17 protein-coding genes, 1 pseudogene and 1 riboswitch are annotated in these 18,857 nt (G+C 62.9%); of the genes and pseudogenes, 7 read left to right on the forward strand and 11 right to left on the reverse strand.

Annotation, left to right across the window (positions count from 1 at the left end; genetic code table 11):
* Positions 1-287: 287 nt before the first annotated feature.
* From EOA78_RS36140 to EOA78_RS23580, 3 genes and pseudogenes are all read left to right on the forward strand, one after another.
* Positions 288-584: a hypothetical protein gene (locus EOA78_RS36140; protein ID WP_164783900.1), complete on the forward strand. Its 297-nt coding sequence runs from the start codon at positions 288-290 to the stop codon at positions 582-584.
* A 63-nt stretch (positions 585-647) separates the two neighbouring features.
* Complete coding sequence (locus EOA78_RS23575) at positions 648-1,607, forward strand: DMT family transporter (RefSeq protein ID WP_127317215.1); 960 nt, start codon at positions 648-650, stop codon at positions 1,605-1,607.
* 107 nt (positions 1,608-1,714) lie between these two features.
* Positions 1,715-2,080, forward strand: a pseudogene (locus EOA78_RS23580) (ABC transporter permease); the annotation flags it as partial.
* A 146-nt stretch (positions 2,081-2,226) separates the two neighbouring features.
* Here EOA78_RS23580 and EOA78_RS23585 read toward each other — a convergent pair.
* The 4 genes from EOA78_RS23585 to EOA78_RS23600 form a co-directional block, all read right to left on the reverse strand.
* Complete coding sequence (locus tag EOA78_RS23585) at positions 2,227-3,033, reverse strand: ABC transporter permease (RefSeq protein WP_127317216.1); 807 nt, start codon at positions 3,031-3,033, stop codon at positions 2,227-2,229.
* Complete coding sequence (locus EOA78_RS23590) at positions 3,030-4,040, reverse strand: ATP-binding cassette domain-containing protein (protein WP_127317217.1); 1,011 nt, start codon at positions 4,038-4,040, stop codon at positions 3,030-3,032. The genes EOA78_RS23585 and EOA78_RS23590 overlap by 4 nt, the downstream gene beginning before the upstream one ends.
* A 100-nt stretch (positions 4,041-4,140) precedes the next feature.
* Positions 4,141-4,650, reverse strand: a complete 510-nt coding sequence (locus tag EOA78_RS23595; protein ID WP_127317218.1) for a superoxide dismutase family protein — start codon at positions 4,648-4,650, stop codon at positions 4,141-4,143.
* A 131-nt stretch (positions 4,651-4,781) separates the two neighbouring features.
* Complete coding sequence (locus EOA78_RS23600; RefSeq protein WP_127317219.1) at positions 4,782-5,558, reverse strand: sulfite exporter TauE/SafE family protein; 777 nt, start codon at positions 5,556-5,558, stop codon at positions 4,782-4,784.
* Positions 5,559-5,812: 254 nt separating this feature from the next.
* Positions 5,813-5,925: riboswitch (TPP riboswitch) on the forward strand.
* On the opposite strand from EOA78_RS23600, the gene EOA78_RS23605 reads away from it, so the two are divergent.
* From EOA78_RS23605 to EOA78_RS23620, 4 genes are all read left to right on the forward strand, one after another.
* Positions 5,916-6,122, forward strand: coding sequence for a hypothetical protein (locus EOA78_RS23605; protein WP_127317220.1), 207 nt, complete (start codon positions 5,916-5,918; stop codon positions 6,120-6,122). It overlaps the preceding riboswitch by 10 nt.
* Before the next feature lie 25 nt (positions 6,123-6,147).
* Positions 6,148-6,948 (forward strand): ABC transporter permease, encoded by an 801-nt coding sequence (locus EOA78_RS23610; RefSeq protein ID WP_164783901.1) that lies wholly within the window; start codon positions 6,148-6,150, stop codon positions 6,946-6,948.
* Positions 6,945-7,703, forward strand: a complete 759-nt coding sequence (locus EOA78_RS23615) for an ABC transporter ATP-binding protein (protein ID WP_127317221.1) — start codon at positions 6,945-6,947, stop codon at positions 7,701-7,703. The genes EOA78_RS23610 and EOA78_RS23615 overlap by 4 nt, the downstream gene beginning before the upstream one ends.
* The gene (locus tag EOA78_RS23620) at positions 7,700-8,713 is read left to right on the forward strand and encodes an ABC transporter substrate-binding protein (RefSeq protein ID WP_164783902.1); all 1,014 of its coding nucleotides are present in this window, start codon (positions 7,700-7,702) and stop codon (positions 8,711-8,713) included. Before EOA78_RS23615 ends, EOA78_RS23620 begins: the two co-directional genes overlap by 4 nt.
* Positions 8,714-8,975: 262 nt before the next feature.
* Here the strand turns inward: EOA78_RS23620 and EOA78_RS23625 are convergent, their stop codons facing one another.
* The 7 genes from EOA78_RS23625 to EOA78_RS23660 form a co-directional block, all read right to left on the reverse strand.
* On the reverse strand, positions 8,976-10,091 hold the full coding sequence (locus EOA78_RS23625; RefSeq protein ID WP_348628501.1) for an AI-2E family transporter: 1,116 nt from the start codon (positions 10,089-10,091) through the stop codon (positions 8,976-8,978).
* 675 nt (positions 10,092-10,766) lie between these two features.
* The gene (locus EOA78_RS23630; RefSeq protein WP_127317223.1) at positions 10,767-12,278 is read right to left on the reverse strand and encodes an aldehyde dehydrogenase family protein; all 1,512 of its coding nucleotides are present in this window, start codon (positions 12,276-12,278) and stop codon (positions 10,767-10,769) included.
* Between the two features lie 240 nt (positions 12,279-12,518).
* A complete protein-coding gene (locus EOA78_RS23640) occupies positions 12,519-13,793 on the reverse strand; it encodes an RNA polymerase sigma factor (RefSeq protein ID WP_127317225.1) in 1,275 nt (424 codons plus the stop codon).
* Complete coding sequence (locus EOA78_RS23645) at positions 13,790-14,164, reverse strand: YciI family protein (protein ID WP_127317226.1); 375 nt, start codon at positions 14,162-14,164, stop codon at positions 13,790-13,792. Before EOA78_RS23645 ends, EOA78_RS23640 begins: the two co-directional genes overlap by 4 nt.
* A 113-nt stretch (positions 14,165-14,277) precedes the next feature.
* Complete coding sequence (locus EOA78_RS23650; protein ID WP_127317227.1) at positions 14,278-15,384, reverse strand: DNA topoisomerase IB; 1,107 nt, start codon at positions 15,382-15,384, stop codon at positions 14,278-14,280.
* Positions 15,385-15,543: 159 nt separating this feature from the next.
* Positions 15,544-16,428, reverse strand: a complete 885-nt coding sequence (locus EOA78_RS23655; protein WP_127317228.1) for a transglutaminase family protein — start codon at positions 16,426-16,428, stop codon at positions 15,544-15,546.
* Between the two features lie 23 nt (positions 16,429-16,451).
* Positions 16,452-18,857 carry a circularly permuted type 2 ATP-grasp protein gene (locus tag EOA78_RS23660; protein ID WP_127317239.1) on the reverse strand — a complete coding sequence of 802 codons (2,406 nt, stop codon included), beginning with the start codon at positions 18,855-18,857 and terminating at the stop codon, positions 16,452-16,454.

Consider the following 18,857-nt stretch of genomic DNA (forward strand, 5'->3'; position numbering starts at 1 on the left):
GGAAATGAAATTGCTTCGGATTGCGCTCTTGTGCACGGGCACGATCAGCGTAGCAATGCCGGCCGTTCGCGCTGAGGATCAGCTTGTCCGCCTAACCACGTAGAAGCGCCACAGCCGGCAGTTCATTGCGGGGGCCAAAACTGCCTGCCACCAGCCGATCACCCCGTCGAGGAATGCAAGGGGCAAAATTGCTCGCCGGCTCCGCCGGTTGACCCAGGCCCGCAGATTGAACAGGTCGACTGAACAGCATCAGCCGAACACCCGACTACGAAGGTAATCGCGGATCCGTGGAGAAGGTTGGATTCCGGTTCCACTCCCTCTACCATAACTCTCTGAAATATTTTAATAATTTTGATCCGCTTAGCGACGGGAAGCAGCATTCGTCTGCTTGCGCTTTCGCGCGATCTGCCGGCGAGGCGGACGCGATTGAAAAGCCTGCGCCTCCGGCAGAGGACGCGGGCTGTGATCGGCGGGAGGATCCGATCTGGCAGCATTTGTCTGCGGCTGCAGAAGCCGAACTTTCGTCGCTGGCCTGTGTTCCACGCGGAAAACAAAAAACCGCCGCGCAAGGATCGGTGAAATAGGTGGCGTTGCTGCTCGGCAAGACGCAGCAATCTTGCTAAGATCGGCAGTGGGAGGAGACGGGCATGCAATCGCTGCCGATAGCCCATCCAGGCGTAGCCAAGGCGACTGCCGGCGTATCGCTTCCTCTCGCCTATTCCACCGCGACGCTCTGCTGGCTCCTGTCCGCCGGCGTCTACATCGCAGCCAAGTGGGTTGCCCCCGAAATGCCGCCTTGGGCGCTCTGCTTCTGGCGGCTGGCGCTCGCCTGCGCGATCCTGCTGCCTATCGTCCATCGTCATCACGGGGCGATGCGCGTGCTGATCCAGTCCCGGACGATCGAGGTGCTGGCCATCGGCGCGATCGGGCTGACCCTCTGTCAGGGCATGATCTACACGGGCCTCAGTTACACCGACGCGACGACCGCCGGCATCATCATGGCGCTGTCGCCGATCATGACAATGGTGCTTGCCCGCTACGTGCTCGGCGAGCCCCTCGGCGTCTGGAAGGCTCTTGGCGCGCTGCTCGCTCTGGTCGGGATGGTGGTGATCGTAGCGCGCGGCGACCTTACCGCGCTGATGCGGCTCCAGTTCAATCCCGGCGAGTTGTGGATCGTCGGCAGCGCGTTTTGCTGGGGCCTCTACACCGTGCTGCTGCGTCGCTCCAAATTCGCTATCGAGCTTCTGCCGATGGTGGTCCTGCTGCTAGGAGCCGGCGCGCTGGCCGCACTGCCCCTTTATCTCTGGGAGCTGTTTTCCGGCGAACGTTCGGCGCTGCATGTGAACGGCCTTCTGGCACTCGCCTATGTCGCTGGTCCGGGCGGCGCTCTGATGTATTACCTCTACAACCGCAGCGTCGAGACGCTTGGTGCCGGGCGCGCCAGCATGCTGCTCTATCTGCAGACTGTCTTCGTCGCCGTGCTCGCTTATGTTTTCCTTGGGGAAAGCTTGCACGACTACGACCTCGCCGGCGCTGCCTTTATCGTCGCCGGCCTGCTGCTCGCCACCGCGATCAAGCCGAGGCAGCGCACGGTGCATGTCGCGTAAGGAACATCCGCACAGCCGAAGACGGCGCTTAGCGATCAAGAGCTGAGGCGCACATCACGCCAGATAACGTTCGACGGTTTCGCTTGGATCGGCGGTCCGTCTGCGGCATGCATCCGGGCTGGCGGGCAGCTCTCGTCGCTTCGCTCGTGCTGGCAGGGCTTTCCGCCGCGCTCGCCGTGCTGGTTGCCCTGCCGCTCGCCTGGTTTCGCTGGCGGCACGTGGCGCCGTGGGCGAATATCTTCCGCCTGCTCGGCGTGGCGCCTTTCATCCTGCTGCCTGTTATCACCGCGCTCGGCCTGTTGACCTTCTGGGCGATGGCCGGCTCCTACGGCGCGCCATGGACGGCAGTCATCAGCCACGCGATCTTCTTTGTGACGCTGCCCCTGGTCACGCTGTCGCTCGGCTTCTCCACTATCGACCGATCTCTGGTGGAAGCGGCCTCGATCATGGGCGCCGACAGCCGGACAGTGCTTTGAACGGTCGTGCTGCCGCTGATCTTGGAGCGCCGTTCTGGCTTCTGTTCGAGCGTCAGATGCAGCCGCGTCGGCTTTTTAAGATGCGCAGGTCCATCCGGGGCGCATTTTCGCTCAGGCAATCAGGATCGCGACCGTTTAGGTCCTCACCTTCTGAGATACAGCCATAGGGTCGTCGGCGCCAGGACCGCGGTCAGCGCCACCGGCGTGATCAGGGCGAGGACGACCTGACTGAGTGTCGCCCCGCCACCCATCAGCCCGCGCAGCGCCGTCGTCATCAGCGACACTGGGTTGACTTCGACGAAGGCCCGCAGCCAGTCCGGCATGGTGCCGGGGTCAACCATGATGTTGGAGGCGAAGACGAGAGGGAACAGGAAAGTAAAGCCGAGCGTCATCACCGTGGTTGGCGTGCGGATCAGCAGGCCGAGCACGATGAATACCCAGCCCATGCCGAACCCGATGGCGATCAGCATGGCGAAGGCGGCAAGCACGCCGGGCATGCCTGCCTCAGGCCGGTAGCCTAGGATCAGCCCGATGGTGAGAATGATCGAGGCGGCAATCAAATGGCGCAGGATGTCGCCCACCATCAGGCCGGCGAACGGAGACAGCGACCAGATCGGCAGCGATCGGAAGCGGTCAAATAAGCCCTTGCCGAGATCGGTCGACAATCCCATGCCCGAATAGACTGCGTTGAACACCACGGTCTGAACCAGGATGCCGGGTAGGAAGAACTGCAGGTATTCCCCAGGCGAACCGGCAAGCGCACCGCCGAAGACGAAGGTGAAGAGCAGCGTGAACATGATCGGAGTCATCACCAGATCGAAGAGCTGCTCCGGCACATGCTTGAATTTCAGCACAGCGCGCCATCCGAAGACGAGCGCGTTGGAAACGGCTGATGGGGTTCCAGGTCGGGCGACGCTTTGCAGCCGCTGCAGGGATGTCGTGTCGATCATGGCTTGTCGCCTTCCTTGCGGCTTTCACCCAGGCCCGGCTGGCCCGTCAGCGCGAAGAAGACCTCCTCGAGGCTGGGTTGGCCCATGGAGAAATCCGACAGCTCGATGCCGGCGGCGACCAGATCGGCCAGCGCCTCGTTGGCGGTCTTCGCTGTGCCGGCAAGGACGGAGAGCTCCGCGCCTTCGGCACTGCGTTGGACAGGATGTTCCAGCCGGCGTTCGAGAATGGTCGCCGCTTCGTCCAGCCGTGCCACATCGGCGAGCGCGACACGGAGAAAGCCGGAGCCGGTGGCCGCCTTCAGTTCGCGGCTGGTACCTTCGGCGATCTTCCTGCCGTGGTCGATGACGGCGATGCGCGCTGCAAGTTGATCGGCCTCTTCGAGATATTGGGTGGTGAGCAGGATGGTGACGCCGGCCTCGGCGAGGCCGCGGATCATGCCCCAGACATCCTTGCGGGCGTTCGGGTCGAGGCCTGTAGTCGGCTCGTCGAGGAACAGCACGCCCGGCGTGACGACCAGCGAGGCGGCTATGTCGAGCCGCCTTCGCATGCCACCTGAATAGTCCCTCACCTGTTTCGTCGCCGCTTCGGACAAGCCGAAAGCCGCGAGCAAATCGTCCGCACGGGCTTTCGCGGCGCGACCGCGAAAACCCCAGAGTCGGGCGAGCAGGACGAGGTTCTCCCGGCCCGTCAAGTCCTCGTCGAGCGAAGCGAACTGCCCGGTCATCGCGATTGCCGCACGGACCTCATGCGGGGCCTGCACGAGATCGTGCCCCATCACGGTCGCGGAGCCGGCGTCGGGGCGCGACAGCGTCGCCAGCATCCGCATCAGCGTTGTCTTGCCGGCGCCGTTCGGGCCCAGGATGGCGAAAATCATGCCGCGCGGCACATCGAGATTGATACCATCGACCGCGCGTAGCTTGCCGAATGTCTTGACCAGGCCGCGGGCGGAAATGGCTGACTGGGCAAGGCCCATAGAAGGCACACCCATAGGAGAAGTATCGTTCATGCAATCATCACGCTAGAGGTTCCGACCATCCGCCTGGCCGCCGAGGCTGAAGAGCCGGTCAGACCATATGTCGGACAGGTCTGAACTCATTTCGGGGCTTTCACTCGATCACGGCGCAGGCCTGACGATTTCCGGCATCACCTGCAGGCTGGCTTTTGTAGTCGTCCTGTCCGCCGTGGATCATCAATGCCTTGCCTCGTATGGCCGTATCTCCGCCATCCAGCTTGACCACGCTGTTAAAAGCCTGGGCACGCAAAACGCCATCGGGGCCGACCCGCTGATTGGGCATATCGCCCGCGTGCGGGCCTTTCCCGGTGAGGTATCCATGTTCGGCATTCGTCGGATTGAAGTGCCCACCGGCCGAGGCATGGCCGGTCTGATGGTCGCACTTTCCGGTTTCGTGGACATGGAATGCGACCCATTCACCCGGCGGCAGTCCTGTTACCTCCAACGCTATCAGCACGCCGTGCGCCGTCTCGGTCAGCGTGGCCGTTCCGTTCTTCTCGCCAGCCATGTTGACGAATTCGGCTTTTGCGGTCGCGGTGTCCTGAGCCGCTGCAGGCATCGCGACCGCCAGCGCCAACCCTGCTGTTGCAACCAATTTTTTCATTACTCGTCCTCCGGTTGTCCAAGGAAGCCAAACATCAAGGGGGTTCTCTTCGTTCCATTTGGGAATTGAGTTTTTGTCTCCGGCATAGCCGCCAGGGAAGCGACGCCGACAACTTTTCGATGTGCCTCAGTTTACACCCATTCGAAGAGTTGCGCGGTTTGCCAGCCAGCCAACAGTATGATGAGGATACCAACGAGCCTGAGAAGCGTCTTTTCTGCGATTGACTTCACTACCCATCCCGCAATCGGCGCTGCGACTACGCCGCCAAGGATCAAGCCGGCAACGGCAATTAGATTTTCTGTCAGCTCTCCTGCCTCCTGCCAATGGCCCGTTAGCAACGCAAACAAGAAGGTCAGAGACACCGAGAACGTGATGAGGAACTCGCTGGCATTTACCGTACCAATAACGTAGCGGGGCGTCCCGCCAAAACCGAGAAGGCCCGTTGTTACGATGGGTCCCCATCCGCCACCCCCTGCCGCATCGAGAAATCCACCACCAAGTCCAAGGGGAGGTACCGCGCTTGCAGGGACCGGATTGCTTGGGATACGCCGGAAGGAACGGAACAGGAGCCAAGCTCCTACGAGCGCAAGGTATGTGGTCACATATGGCTTCATGATCGCTCCCTCAAACGAGGTGAGCACAAAAGCGCCGAGAACGCCGCCGAGAACGCCAAACGGCATCAGCCGCCAGAAAAGCTTCCAGTCGATGTTGCGGTGATAGAGGTGAGCCGAACCCGAGGCCGCTGTGGTAAACAGCTCAGCCGCGTGAACTGAAGCCGAAGCGTGTGCAGGAGACACGCCAAACCCCAGCAGTGTTGTCGAGCAAACCACGCCGTAGGCCATGCCGAGAGCCCCGTCCACGGCTTGAGCTACAAACCCTACGAGCGCAAAAAGAATGAACTCTTGCATTTGGCTCTCCAACAAAGCGCGGGTCGCAATTGCCGAAAAGACAATTCACCAAACGCCTGGCATCGACAATGGAGACGACGAACGGGAAATTGTCCACTCGATCGACGCCTTTCCTGTACCTTCAGTCATTCAGCCTCTCAGGATATCGAGAGCGACCTCTCGAGTTGGATGTTCGGGTAGCCGCACCTCCTCTGACCTGAGGTTTCACGGGTCGGGCGCGGACTTGCAGCTCCGCCCCATATCTGTTTAATTGCCGCCATCCACAGGGGTGCTCCGTATCGTCGGGGCTGAGAGATGGGCTGCAAGCCCGTAAACCCTAGAGCTGATCTGGATAATACCAGCGGAGCGAGGCGGGCGATGTTTTCTGACGTACAGATTTCTCTTTATCCGACGACCGGCGATTTCGGCGGTGTCGTCATCTCCGCGACGCTCGATGCGCTCGACCTTTGTCGCAATCGGTTGCGCATAGGCACAGGCGATATTTCGACGCTGCCGGTCGGCCGACTCCAGGGCCATGTCACGATCGAGCTTACGGTTTCGGCCAACAGCCCGGCCCCGCGCTGATCTTTTCGCGCCAGGCAGGTCTCGCATGTCCCAATCTTTCTCCGCCGCGCCGCGAATCGCAGCCTTGTTCGCCAAGATCGGACCGGCCCTGCTATCGGTCGGCACGCTGGTTTTGGCTTGGGAGCTCTATGCGCGCATCTCGGGCATCTCACCCACGACGCTGCCCGCTCCGTCACGAGTCCTCGCCCAGGCCATCCACCAGCGTCAGGCGCTGTTCGAGAACACCGTGCCGACGATCAGCGCCACATTGGTGGGCTTCGCCTGCTCGCTGGCCGTTGCCTTCCTTCTTTCGGTGCTGATCGATTTCTTCAAGCCGCTGCGCCGCGCCCTATTCCCGGTCTTCATCATCAGCCAGACCCTGCCGCTGGTGGCGATCGCCCCGCTGATCGTTCTCTGGTTCGGCTTCGGGCTGACGCCGAAGATCATGCTGGTCGCCCTCGTGACTTTCTTTCCCATGCTGGTCGCGCTGGTGCAGGGTTATGAATCGACGGATCGGGACATCTCGGCGCTTCTGAGTTCGATGGGCGCTTCCCGCATGCGCATTTTCCTGCTGGCCCGCCTGCCCTCCTCGCTGCCATATTTCTTCGCCGGGCTGCGCATCTCGATCACCTATGCCGTGGTGGGCGCCATCTTCGCGGAATATGCCGGCGCGGCCAAAGGGCTCGGCATCTACATGCTCAACGCCAAGAACAATTTCCGGCCCGATCTCGTGCTCGCAGCCGTGCTGATCAGCGCCTTGCTCACGCTGGCCCTGTTTGCCGCTACGGTGCTGATCCAGCGCGCCGCCATGCCATGGGAGCGGCTCGATGCCGCACGAAAATCATGAGCAGGCGGCTGGAGCTGCGCCAGGTCAGCAAGCGTTTTGGCGACATTGACGTGCTTGCCGGCATCACCCTGCATGTCGAGCCGGGCGAATTCGTTTCAATCCTCGGCCCCTCCGGAGCCGGCAAATCCACGATCTTCAAATTGCTGACGGGTGGTCTCGAAGGCCACGGCGGCGGCGTCGACTTCGACGGGCGGCCATTGGCCGACGCGCGCCGACCGTTTGCCTTCATGCCACAACACGATGCCCTGATGCCTTGGCGCACGGTTATCGACAACACCGCGCTGGGCTTGGAAGTGCAAGGCATGTCCCGCAAGGCGGCGGGCGACAAGGTGGCGCCGCTCTTCGGCGAATTCGGCCTTGCGGGCTTCGAGCAAAAGTATCCGGCGCAGCTCTCGGGCGGAATGCGCCAGCGCGCCGCGCTGTTGCGTACCGTCGTGCAGGACCGCGCCATGCTGTTGCTCGACGAACCGTTCGGCGCACTCGACGCCCTCACGCGCACCGGCATGCAGCGCTGGCTTCAGATGATGTGGGACCGACACCGCTGGACCGTCCTGCTGATCACCCACGACGTGCGCGAGGCAGTCTTCCTGTCCGACCGCATCTATGTGCTGAGCGGCCGCCCCGCCCACGTGCTGCGCGAAATCGCCATACCTCTTCCGCGCCCGCGCACGGATCTTGCCTCGCCGGAAGCCAGCGCCATCGAAGCCGACATCCTCGATACCCTGCTCGATCCACAGCCCGCCCAAAGGACTTGACCATGCTTTCCAGACGCCTCTTCATCGCTGCCGCATTGATCACCGGGCTCGGACCCGTCATGTCCGTCCGCGCCCAGCAGACTGTCACCGTCGCACTAGACTGGACGCCGAACACAAACCATGTCGGGCTCTATGTCGCCCAGGCGAAAGGCTTCTACGCCGAGGCCGGGCTCGACGTGCAGATCCTGCCCTACAGCGACACTGCGGCCGGTACGCTGATCGCCAACCGCGTGGCCGATTTCGGTATATTGGGATCCATAGGATTGTTCACCCAACGCACCGCCGGGGCCGACCTCGTCGCCACCTACGCAATCATGCAGACAGAAACCGGCAGGCTGGTGTTCAATGCCGACCGCGCCGATATACAGTCCCCAAGGGACCTGGACGGCCTGACCTATGGCGGTTTCGGCAGCGCCTGGGAGAATGCGCTGATCGGCACCATCATCCGCCATGATGGCGGCGAGGGCAAATTCGAAACGGTGACGCTTGGCACCTCCGCCTATGAGGCCTTGGCCAATGGCGCAGTCGATTTTACGCTCGAAGTCTACACTTGGGAGGGGATCAAAGCGGAACTTGACGGCGAGGCCCAGCGCGCCTTCCGCTACGCCGATTTCGGCGTGCCCGACCAACACACCAATTTCATTGGCTCGAGCCGGGCCTACCTCGAAAAGAACAAGGACACGGCAACCGGGTTCATCGCCGCGACCAGGCGCGGCTATGCCTTCGCCGTCGAACATCCGCAAGAAGCGGCTGATATCCTGATCGCAGCAAACAGCGACGTGCTGACCGACCGTCCGCTGATCGAAGCTTCCCTGAAGGCGCTGGTCGACGGCTACTATCTGCAAAGCCCCACCGGCGCGATCGGCATAATCGATCCAGCAAAGATGGAGGCGATCGGCGACTACCTGTTCGAGGCCGGCGCCCTGCGCGACAGCGATGGGAACCTGATCGGCGAACGCCCCGATTTCGCGGCCTATTACAGCAACGCCTATATAGCCGGCCAAAAATGAGCCCGCCGCTGTGCATATATCTCAAATGCCGTGATCTTTGGCCTCGGCAGTCACGAGGCCGGTTGGCGCATGCCCGAAAAAGCGACCCGCTTGCCTCGACTAGCCTCGACTATTGGGTCGACCAGCAAAGCTTCATCGACGACGTGATCCCTTTGCTGGAGCGTTCGGAAGTTTTCGACGCTGGGGGTGAGCGCATCCTTCGCGAGCGATACGGCCTGCCAAGTCTTTAGGTCTAGAATCGAACAGGGGCGCGTGGCGGTGCTTATTCACGACCGGGCGCGGCTCTCGACTGACGTGGTGGCTTCGTGTCTTGCTTTGGCGTCAGTTCCGCCCCGGGTTGGCCGTTCAATCGTTTCTTGAGGATGTCAATGAGGCTGATGGTGACTGCGATCACCGCAGGGCCGAGGACGAGCCCGGATGCTCCAAAGAGGAGGATGCCACCGACCGCACCGATAAAAGCCATCACTGTGTGGAGCCGCAGCCGGCTCCCGACAAGCATCGGATAGAGCAGATTGTCGATGCCGGCGACGACGCCGCCGCCCCAGATGGTCAGGATCGCTGCGCTTGCCCAAGATCCTTCCAGAGCGAGATAGATCGCTGCCGGCACCCAGATCACGAATGCGCCGAGCACTGGCACGATGGCAAGAAGTCCCATTACCAGGCCCCAGAAGACCGGCGTGGGCAGGCCGAGCCACCAGAACATCAGGCCGCCCAGCGTTCCCTGCACAGCGGCGACAAAAACGGTGCCTATCAGGATCGCATGTACCGTCTCGGCAAGGCGGGACAGCATGTAGGCCGTCTCTGGTGCACGCAGTGGCGAAAGACGCTCGATCCCCCGCAGGGCGGATTCACGGTCCCGCAGAAAATAGAACAGCAGATAAAATGTCAGCACGAACATCACGGCCTGATTGATCGAGCCGCGCAACAGCGATGTGCTTTGTCCCGTCAGCCATTGTACAAATGCGGCGACCGTGCCGGCCGGATCGAGTTGGTTCTCAATCCACTGGGCAACCGCCGAAAGCCCGGGGTAGCCCGACACGAATGTATCTGTGTTCCAACCCCGGATGACCTCCTCCAGATAGGTGGCGCCGTTTACCGCCTCGCGAACAAGCTGCTGTGCCACGAAGATGAGCGGCAGGCCGACTGCAACCGCCGCGATGCTGACCGACGTCAGTGCAGCCAGGTTTTGGTTCCTGAGCCTTTCCTCGACCCGTCGATGAGCCGGGTACAGGACGATTGCCAACACCAGCGCCCACGTCAATGCGGGCAAAAAAGGCAGCGCCAAGAGATAGCAGACATACAGACCGATCGCCGTCGCGGCCACGATGCCGAGCAATCTCATTTGTTTCATATCGGGCATCTGTTTCAGGTCGAGCACCTCTCGCCGTCTCGCAAACCAAGCGAGCCTAGTGGATTTCCCGACAAAATGGCAGCTTCCGTTGCCGCACCCCTACGGCTACGCCGCTGTGGAAAATGAAGAAAATGGCACGGACATTCTCGCTCATTGGGCTGGTGATGCTGACTGGGCGCCCGTGCCCGCTGCCGCACCGCGGCCTGCCCGGTCGTGGATGCTCTGACCTACGGCGGTTTCTACAGCTCGCTCGCGGACTCGCAGCTTCACAGGACCAATAAAAAGGCCGGACTGTTAAAGTCCGGCCAGGCATGAAGGTTCAAAACCTCCAGAGGGAAACACGCCGGACGCAATGGGAGGAAAACATCCGACGCGATGCGTATATGGGTCGGCTCGGGTGACGTTTCAACGAGATGTGGTGGGCCACATCTGCCGCTCCATAGAGCCACATCCGAAGAGTCATCGTCACGGTCCGCGGCAGCTTCGATTGCCGCTGACGAACAGGCGCGCATGCCGCGCGATCTCGCTACCGGCGCTCTACAGATTCCGCCAGATGGCGAGGGCACGGGAAAGGCCGGCGTAGCTCGCGATCACCGATGCAGCTTTCGCAGACTGTTCCGGATCTCCCGGGCGCCGCTGACTGCGACCGAGATAAATTGTGGCAGCTAGCGGCGTAGCCGCCACGACAAGGGTCTCACCAGCCTAGTCGATGTCGAAGGATACGCCCTGGGCCAGCGGCAGCGCCTTCGAATAATTCACCGTGTTGGTGGCTCGCCGCATATAGGCCTTCCAGGCGTCGGAGCCCGACTCGCGGCCGCCGCCGGTCTCCTTCTCGCCACCGAAGGCACCACCGATCTCCGCCCCCGATGTGCCTATGTTGACGTTAGCGATGCCGCAGTCAGACCCGTCCACACCGAGGAACCGCTCGGATTCCTGCAGGTCGCGGGTGAAGATCGACGATGACAGCCCCGCTCCGACCGCGTTGTGCTCGTCGAGCACGGCGTCGAAGTTAGAGTACTTCATCACATAGAGGATCGGCGCAAAGGTCTCTTCCGTCACCGGCGACACTTGCTTGGGCATCTCGACCAGCGCCGGACGAACGTAATAGGCGTCGGGATGGCCATTGTCGACCCGCGTGCCACCGGTCACCTTGCCGCCGTGAGCGGCGGCTTCCTTCAACGCGTTCTGCATGCCGTCGAAGGCCGCCTTGTCGATCAATGGTCCGACCAGCGCTGATGTCTCCAGCGGATTGCCGACCGAGACGCTTTCATAGGCCTTCTTCAGGCGCGGAACCAAGGCATCATAGATGCTCTCATGCACAAACAGGCGCCGCAGCGTCGTGCAGCGCTGCCCGGCCGTGCCCATGGCGCCGAACGCAACGGCGCGCAAGGCCATGTCGAGATCGGCGGTCTGGCAGACGATGCCGGCATTATTGCCGCCGAGCTCCAGTACAGCGCGGGCAAAGCGTTTCGCCAGCCGCGGACCGACATCCCTGCCCATGCGGGTTGAGCCGGTGGCCGAGACCAGCGGAACCCTGGGATGGTCGACCAGGATTTCGCCGACGGCGCGGTCGCCGATCAGCACCGACGTCAAGCCTTCCGGAGCATCGCCGAAACGCTCTGCCGCCCGCTCGAAGATCGCCTCGCAGGCGAGCGCCGTCAGCGGTGTCTTTTCCGACGGCTTCCAAACCACCGCGTCGCCGCAGACAAGCGCGAGCGCGGCATTCCACGACCACACCGCAACCGGGAAGTTGAAAGCGGAGATGACGCCGACCACACCCAGCGGATGCCAGGTTTCCATCATGCGATGACCAGGGCGCTCGGTGGCGATGGTCAAGCCGTACAATTGCCGGGAGAGGCCGACGGCGAAATCGCAGATGTCGATCATCTCCTGCACTTCACCGAGCCCTTCGGACGGGATCTTGCCGACTTCGATCGACACCAGCCGGCCGAGCTCGGCCTTGCGCGCGCGCAGCTCTTCGCCGAGCAGCCGCACCAGTTCGCCACGCTTCGGCGCCGGGACCAGACGCCACGCCTGGAAGGCCTTGTGGGCCTTGTCGATGGTCACCGCCGCATCGGCCGGCGAGATCGTCTTCAGCGCGGCAATCTGCTCCCCAGTCACCGGGCTGCGCACGATAAGATCGCCGCCCGAAAGCGCGTCCTCGGCGACGCCCAGTTTCGCCAGTAGCCCGGCTGTTTCCTTCGCAATCGTCATTTTCTTTCCCTTTCAGATCCCGTCGCTCATGCATGTCGCCCAAAAGTGCGCAGCGGTTTTGGGACAACGACATGCATAAAACAAACTTAAAAGCACGTCGGTCGAAGCCTTGTGCCATGCCGTCTCCTGCGCCGATCGGTACATCAGGCGCTGTCATGTCGTGGCATTACTCGTTTCAGGGAAAAATCGCCACCCCGGCATGGTCTAAGCCAAGGTCAGACCGTTGAACCAGCGACTCGTTCAGCGCGCTGTCTGCGCGGTTCCCCGCGCAGCGCCTTCCTTCATCAGGCGGTCGATATGCATGCGGATATGGGCGGCCTCGGCTGCCGTGTTGGCAAGAGCGATGGCACGGTCGAAGGCGATACGTGCCTCCTCGCCACGGCCGAGCTGCATCAACAGGCCACCCTTGAGGCCGAAGAAGTGGAAATAGCCGGAAAGCCTTTGTTCCAACGGCTCGATCATGGCAAGTGCCGCTTCCGGCCCGCGCACCTTGGCGACCGCGACGGCGCGATTGAGCGTCACCACCGGCGACGGCTGCATCTGCTCGAGCAAGCCGTAGAGCAGGTCGATCTCGTTCCAATCCGTATCCTCGGGCTTCGCCGCCCGCGCATGCAGGGCGGCGATCGCGGCCTGCACCTGGTAGGGACCGGGCTTCTGGTGGCGCAGCGCCTTGTCGACCAGCGCCAGCCCCTCGTCGATCATCTTGCGGCTCCACAGGCTGCGATCCTGATCTTCGAGCAGCACGATCTCGCCATTCTCGTCGAAACGCGCCGGCGCACGCGCATGCTGGAGAAGCAAAAGCGCCGTCAGGCCCATGATCTCCGGCTCGGTCTGGAACAGCCTAAGCAGCAGCCTGGCCAGCCGGATTGCTTCTTCGCAGAGCGGCGCGCGAGCCGGGGCCTCGCCGCTGTTGGTCGAATAGCCTTCGTTGAAGATCAGGTAGACCATGGCGGCGACCGCGGCGAGCCGTTCGGAGCGCTCGACCGCACCGGGCGTCTCGAACGGCACGCCGGCATCGGCGATGCGCGCCTTGGCACGGGTGATGCGCTGCTCCATGGCGCTTTCACCGACGAGAAAGGCGCGGGCGATCTGCCTGACGCTCAGGCCTGAAACAATGCGCAACGCCACGGCGATCTGCTGCGTCGCCGGCAGGTCGGGATGGCAGCAGATGAACAGCAGCCGCAATATGTCATCGCGGTAATGCGCGCCGTCCAACCGTTCGGCGATGTCGGTCTCGGCATCTTCCAGGTCGGAGATCTGGTCCTCTTCCGGCAGCGGCGCCTGCTTGGCACGTTTGCGCACCGCGTCGATGCCGCTGTTGCGGCCGACGAAGATCAGCCAGGCTGCCGGATCGCGCGGCGGGCCGTTTGTCGGCCAGTTCTTCAGAGCTCGCAGGCAAGCGTCCTGGAAGGCTTCCTCCGCCGCATCGAGATCGCGGAAGTAGCGCAGCAGCGCGCCCATCACCTGGGGGCGGGCAGTGCTGATCGCCGTGCTGATCCAGGTAAGGTCGGTCATGCGGAAACCTTGGCGGGATTGAAGAGCGAAACCGGCCGTATCTCGTAGGAGCCGCCGCTCGGGTTGACCTCGGAAAGTTCACGCGCAAAGTCGACGGCCTCCTCGAGATCGGCGCATTCGAGCGTGTAGAAGCCGAGGAACTGTTCCTTGGTTTCGGCAAATGGTCCGTCGATGACGACCGCTTCGCCTTTGACCTTTCTTAGGGTTGTCGCAGCGGTTGTCGGCAGCAGCCGCGCGACCGGGCCGAGCCGGCCCGCCTGAGCGTATTTTTCCTGCACGCCAAGGAGTTTTTCCATCACAGCGTCATCTTGCTCCTTGCTCCAGGAGCAGACGACGTCTTCGGAGGCATAGCAGAGGATCGCGTAAAGCATGGGTCGTCCTTTTCTCTGTCAAAGGACGAAACACTAGGGCCTATCCCGACATGACGTCGACAAAAAATTACGTCCTACACGGATCACGAAAGCCTGCGGCGGCCCCGTTCGGTTCAGCTCTCCTGCGCCTTCAGCCATCTCAGTACGAGAGCCTCTTCGTCATCAAGGCCGGGTATCGATCGTTTCCGCTTGTTCGCATCCGCTATTTCGCTGAGCAGCCGTCCTTCGGACCAGGCATCGAAAACTTGCGGGTGGATGTAACATCTGCGGCAGATGGCGCGGGTGTTGCCCAGCCGCTCGGCGACCTTGTCGATGAGGCCGTTCATCACCCGCTTCTGTTGTGCCTGGCTTTCGGGTCGTTCGGTTTGCGCAAACAGTGACGCAGCATGGATAGTGCCGCCCCAGGTTCGGAAGTGCTTGGAGCTGAAATCCGCCCCTGCCGTCTCCCTGATGTAGCGGTTGACGTCGTCTGATCGGATCGGTCGCCTGCTTCCGTCGTCGTCGAGATACTGGAACAGCTTCTGGCCCGGCAGATCCTGCGCCCCGCGCACGATCCTGGCGATCCGGCGATCGACGAGCTTCAGCTTCCATTCCTTGCCGGACTTGCCTTTGAAAGCGAAACGCAGGCTCGAGCCATTGATGTCGACATGGCGGTCGCGCAGCGTGGTCAGCCCAAAGCTGTTGTTGTCGCGAGCGTAGGCGGCATTGCCGACGCGGATCATCGTGTTGTCGAGCAGCCAGACCACAGCGGCGACAACGCGTTCCAGCGGCAGCCCGTGACGGCGCAGATCGGCATCGATCTGGCGTCGCAGCTCAGGCAGGCTTTCTGCAAAGGCAACCAGGCTCGAGTATTTGACGCCGTCACGCTCCTCCGCCCATAGCGCATGATACCGATATTGCTTGCGTCCGCGCTGATCACGGCCTGTCGCCTGGATGTGACCGTCAGCATCCGGCGAGATCCACACATCCGTCCACGCCGGTGGAATGGCGAGCGCCCTGATGCGCGCCATAGTGTCGTCGTCGACACCCTGCCCGTCAGGCCCTTTATATGAGAATCCCTTGCCAGCCCTGAGACGCCGGATACCGGGCTCGGCGTCGGTGAGGTAGGTAAGCGAGGCTCGATCGGCAGAGGCTTGCGACCCATTTGTCGGCGCCCCGTCTTTTGGTGCAACCTCCTTGCCAGCCGATCGGCCGGATGGCGACCCGGATTTGTCCAACATGTCCTCTCCGCGAGAAATTTTCCCGTAGATAAGCGCCGGACCCGCCGCTGGTTCCGCGAACGGCTTTCAGAATGATGTCAGGCTCACCGCGTGTGCGTTCGAGGAGCCGTCCTCTGTCTACGTTCGGCGCCTACAGATCGAGTGCGGCCTCGCTTGCCGTTATGCCTTTTCCAGCACGACTGGAATGACGTCGACTGCTTGCTCGCCGACCTGCCCTCCGGTTGTTTTCAGGACGCCGACGATCGGCGCTACATCCGAATAGTCCCGGCCATGGCCGACGGTGATGTGGTCGTTGCTGGCCCGCATGCCATTGGTCGGATCGAACTCCTGCCATCCGGTGTCGCGCCCGCACCACACCTTGACCCAGGCATGCATGGCGTCGGCCCCTTCCAGCCGCGGTTTTCCGCGCGGCGGAATGGTGCGCAGGAACCCGCTGACATAGCCGGCGGGGACACCCAGGCCGCGCAGGCCGGCGATCATGATATGCGAAAAGTCCTGGCAGACGCCCCGCTTCAGGTGGAAGGCATCGCTTGCCAGGGTCTGCACCGTAGTCGCCTCGCTATCGTAGGTGAAATCGCGGTAGATACGGCTGCACAGGTCCATGGCCGTGCTGACAGCGGAGTTGCCGGCACTGCTCCGCGAGTAGGCCGTGATTGCCGCATCGATGCCGGCATGGTCGCTGGCGGCCAGAAAGTGATGCGGTGTATCAGGCGACAGCGACCGCACCGCGTCGAGTTCCTCCCTCAGCCGGCGAATGTCGGGCGACACGTCAAGCCCAGGTTCCGGCCGCGAAACCGCGACGCGCGCGCTCATCCTGATGTCGAGCGCATCGTGAACGTCGCGAAAGGCGATCGACGTGACATTGTTGCCAAAAAAATCGGAAAAATCCGAGCGTTCGCTCGGCGCCGGCGCGAAGGACAGCGAAGCGGCGATCACGCGCTGCACGCCCGATATCGTCGGCGGCAGCACGCGCACCTGATGGCGGCCGCCGCCGGCTGCAGCATCGTAATCATAACGCAGATTGAGCCTGATGTCGTAGAGCATGCCCGCCTTATCTGAACCCGTCCCTAGCCGAAATAGGCTTTCGCGAGGCTGTTGTAGAGGCCGCCGATCTCGTTGGCGAGATCGGCCAGGGCCTGCGCCGTCATGTCCGATGGCTCCTTGATGGCGATTGCCGTGTTGAGCTGCAGGATCTCTTTCGCCGCCGGCGACATGTGCCCCTCGCCACCGACAGCAGGCAACAGCGCGATTTCGGCCTTCAGCCGCTCGAGCTGGAACAGGATGGAGCGCGGGTTGAGCGGATCGAGCACCAGGAGGTCGATCACCGTGCGCCGGCCGGCCTGCACCGGATACTGACGCCGGTGGGTCATGACGCTGTCGCCGATCTCCAGCATCATGTCGAGCGCGCCGTCCGGCGCCGCAGCCCTGGTCAATCGGGCGAGCGTGCGGGCGATCTGGATGCCGCGTTCCAATCGCCGGCCGATCTCCAGGAAGCGCCAGCCGGTGAAGCGGTACATATTCTCATGCAGCAGGCCGGAAAACCCGGCGAGCTTGCGCAGGATCACCGTCATCGCCCGCGTCGCGTCATCGCCAGGCGCGACAGTTGTCGCGAATTGATGAATGGTCTTTGACAGATCCTTCAGCGCCAGCCAGCCATCAGGCGAGAAGCGGTCGCGGATCTGTCCGGCGCTGTAGACGGCGCTGTCCAGCGTGCCGATCAGCCCCGGCGGGATCGCGGATTCGACGTCTATGCCGAACGGTTCGAGATAGTCTCTGATATCGGCAAGCAGCGGCATGTTCGGGTCGGAGGCCTCGGCCAGCCGCACGTGATAGGCGCGCAGGATGCGCACCGTGTCTTCCGATCGCTCGATATAACGGCCGAGCCATGTCAGGTTTTCCGCCGCGCGGCTCGGCAGGCTGCCCGGCAAGGTGCGGGTGAAGCTGTCGTGCTCCTGCGGCAGCAGCGTCTCGCGCTCCACCGGTCTGTCGCTGACCACCCACACATCCGCCGCCTGGCCGCCGCGCTGCATGGCGATTGCCGTCGGGTCGAGCGAAAAGCCGACGCGGGCAAAACCGCCGGGCATCACCGTCCAGCCTTCAGGCGTTCGCGCCAGATAGACGCGCAGGCTTGCCGGCCGCGGCTCCAGCCAGCCGCCGACATAGACCGGCGTGGTCGAAAGCGTCACCGCTTCCTGTCCGACGAAGTCGCCGCCGTCCCGTTCGATCTGGGCTATCAGTTCGGCCCGCTCTCCGGCAACCAGTGCCGAGCCCAGCCTGGTGCAATCGTCATCCTCGAAGGCAAGCCGCGTCGACAGCGCCGGACCGATCACCATGCGGTCCAGGTTAGCCAGCACATGGTCACGTTCCGCGTCCCGCCCGCACCACCATGTCGCGACGCTCGGCAGCAGAAGCTCCTCGCTGCGCAATTCGCGCGAAATCTTCGGCAAGAAGGCGAGCAGCGCCCTCGTTTCCATCAGTCCGGAGCCGAGCGCGTTGACGGTTGAAACGGCTCCCCGGCGGATCGCCTCGACCAGCCCTGGCGTGCCGATCTGCGAATCCGGCCGCAACTCCAGCGGATCGGCGAATGCGGCGTCGAGCCGCCGCCAGAGCACGCTGACCGGCATCAGCCCCGAAACCGTGCGTACCATCAACCGGCCGCCGGAGACGGTCAGATCCTCGCCTTCAAGCAGCATGATGCCGAGATAGCGGGCGATATAGGCATGTTCGTAGTAGGTTTCATTGAGCGGCCCCGGCGTCAGGATCGCAACACGGCCGGCGGAGTCTTTGGCCATGCCGTTCAGCGCGTCGCGAAAGCGACGGAAGAAGCCGGCAAGGCGATGCACATGCATCTCGCCATAGATGTCGGACAGCGCACGCGTTGTGGCGACGCGGTTTTCCAGCGCAAAGCCGGCACCCGACGGCGCCTGCGTGCGGTCGCCCAGCACCCACCAGCGGCCGTCCGGTCCCCGGCCAAGCTCGAAGGCGCAGAAATGCAGGAAATGGCCGCTGGCCGGTCTGGTGCCGACGACCGGCCGCAAATATTCCGGGCTGGCTGCGATCAGCCCCGCCGGCAAGATGCCCTTCTCGACCAGGCGGTTCGGCCCGTAGATATCGGCGATCGTTTCCTCGAACAGCTCGGCCCGCTGGACCAGCCCGGCGCTGATCGCGGCCCATTCCTGCTCCTCGATCAGCAGGGGCACATGCGCCAGCGGCCATTCGCGTTCATTGGCGCCGGCCTTGTCGTAGACGCGGTAATAGACGCCGGCGTCGCGCAGATACTGGTCGGCACGGGCGAAGCGCTGGCCGAGCTTTTCCGGCCCCAGCTCTTCCAGTGCCTCGATGAAGCCCGTCCAGACCGGGCGGGGATTGCCTGACGCATCGACCATCTCATCGACGACACCGTCGATCGGCTGGTAGTGCTCCAGCAGGTTATGCGGCCTGTTCCCTATTTTCCTGTGATTCCCCTTTGCCAT

It is taken from the genome of Mesorhizobium sp. M5C.F.Cr.IN.023.01.1.1, from assembly GCF_003997585.1.
GTDB classification, from domain to species: Bacteria; Pseudomonadota; Alphaproteobacteria; order Rhizobiales; family Rhizobiaceae; genus Mesorhizobium; species Mesorhizobium wenxiniae.

Excerpts from the sequence above, each read along its gene's own strand:
- EOA78_RS23575 (WP_127317215.1), top strand. The coding sequence starts at position 648 with ATGCAATCGCTGCCGATAGCCCATCCAGGCGTAGCCAAGGCGACTGCC.
- EOA78_RS23585 (WP_127317216.1), bottom strand. The coding sequence starts at position 3,033 with ATGATCGACACGACATCCCTGCAGCGGCTGCAAAGCGTCGCCCGACCT.
- EOA78_RS23590 (WP_127317217.1), bottom strand. The coding sequence starts at position 4,040 with ATGAACGATACTTCTCCTATGGGTGTGCCTTCTATGGGCCTTGCCCAG.
- EOA78_RS23595 (WP_127317218.1), bottom strand. The coding sequence starts at position 4,650 with ATGAAAAAATTGGTTGCAACAGCAGGGTTGGCGCTGGCGGTCGCGATG.
- EOA78_RS23600 (WP_127317219.1), bottom strand. The coding sequence starts at position 5,558 with ATGCAAGAGTTCATTCTTTTTGCGCTCGTAGGGTTTGTAGCTCAAGCC.
- EOA78_RS23605 (WP_127317220.1), top strand. The coding sequence starts at position 5,916 with ATGTTTTCTGACGTACAGATTTCTCTTTATCCGACGACCGGCGATTTC.
- EOA78_RS23610 (WP_164783901.1), top strand. The coding sequence starts at position 6,148 with ATGTCCCAATCTTTCTCCGCCGCGCCGCGAATCGCAGCCTTGTTCGCC.
- EOA78_RS23615 (WP_127317221.1), top strand. The coding sequence starts at position 6,945 with ATGAGCAGGCGGCTGGAGCTGCGCCAGGTCAGCAAGCGTTTTGGCGAC.
- EOA78_RS23630 (WP_127317223.1), bottom strand. The coding sequence starts at position 12,278 with ATGACGATTGCGAAGGAAACAGCCGGGCTACTGGCGAAACTGGGCGTC.
- EOA78_RS23640 (WP_127317225.1), bottom strand. The coding sequence starts at position 13,793 with ATGACCGACCTTACCTGGATCAGCACGGCGATCAGCACTGCCCGCCCC.
- EOA78_RS23645 (WP_127317226.1), bottom strand. The coding sequence starts at position 14,164 with ATGCTTTACGCGATCCTCTGCTATGCCTCCGAAGACGTCGTCTGCTCC.
- EOA78_RS23650 (WP_127317227.1), bottom strand. The coding sequence starts at position 15,384 with ATGTTGGACAAATCCGGGTCGCCATCCGGCCGATCGGCTGGCAAGGAG.
- EOA78_RS23655 (WP_127317228.1), bottom strand. The coding sequence starts at position 16,428 with ATGCTCTACGACATCAGGCTCAATCTGCGTTATGATTACGATGCTGCA.
- EOA78_RS23660 (WP_127317239.1), bottom strand. The coding sequence starts at position 18,857 with ATGGCAAAGGGGAATCACAGGAAAATAGGGAACAGGCCGCATAACCTG.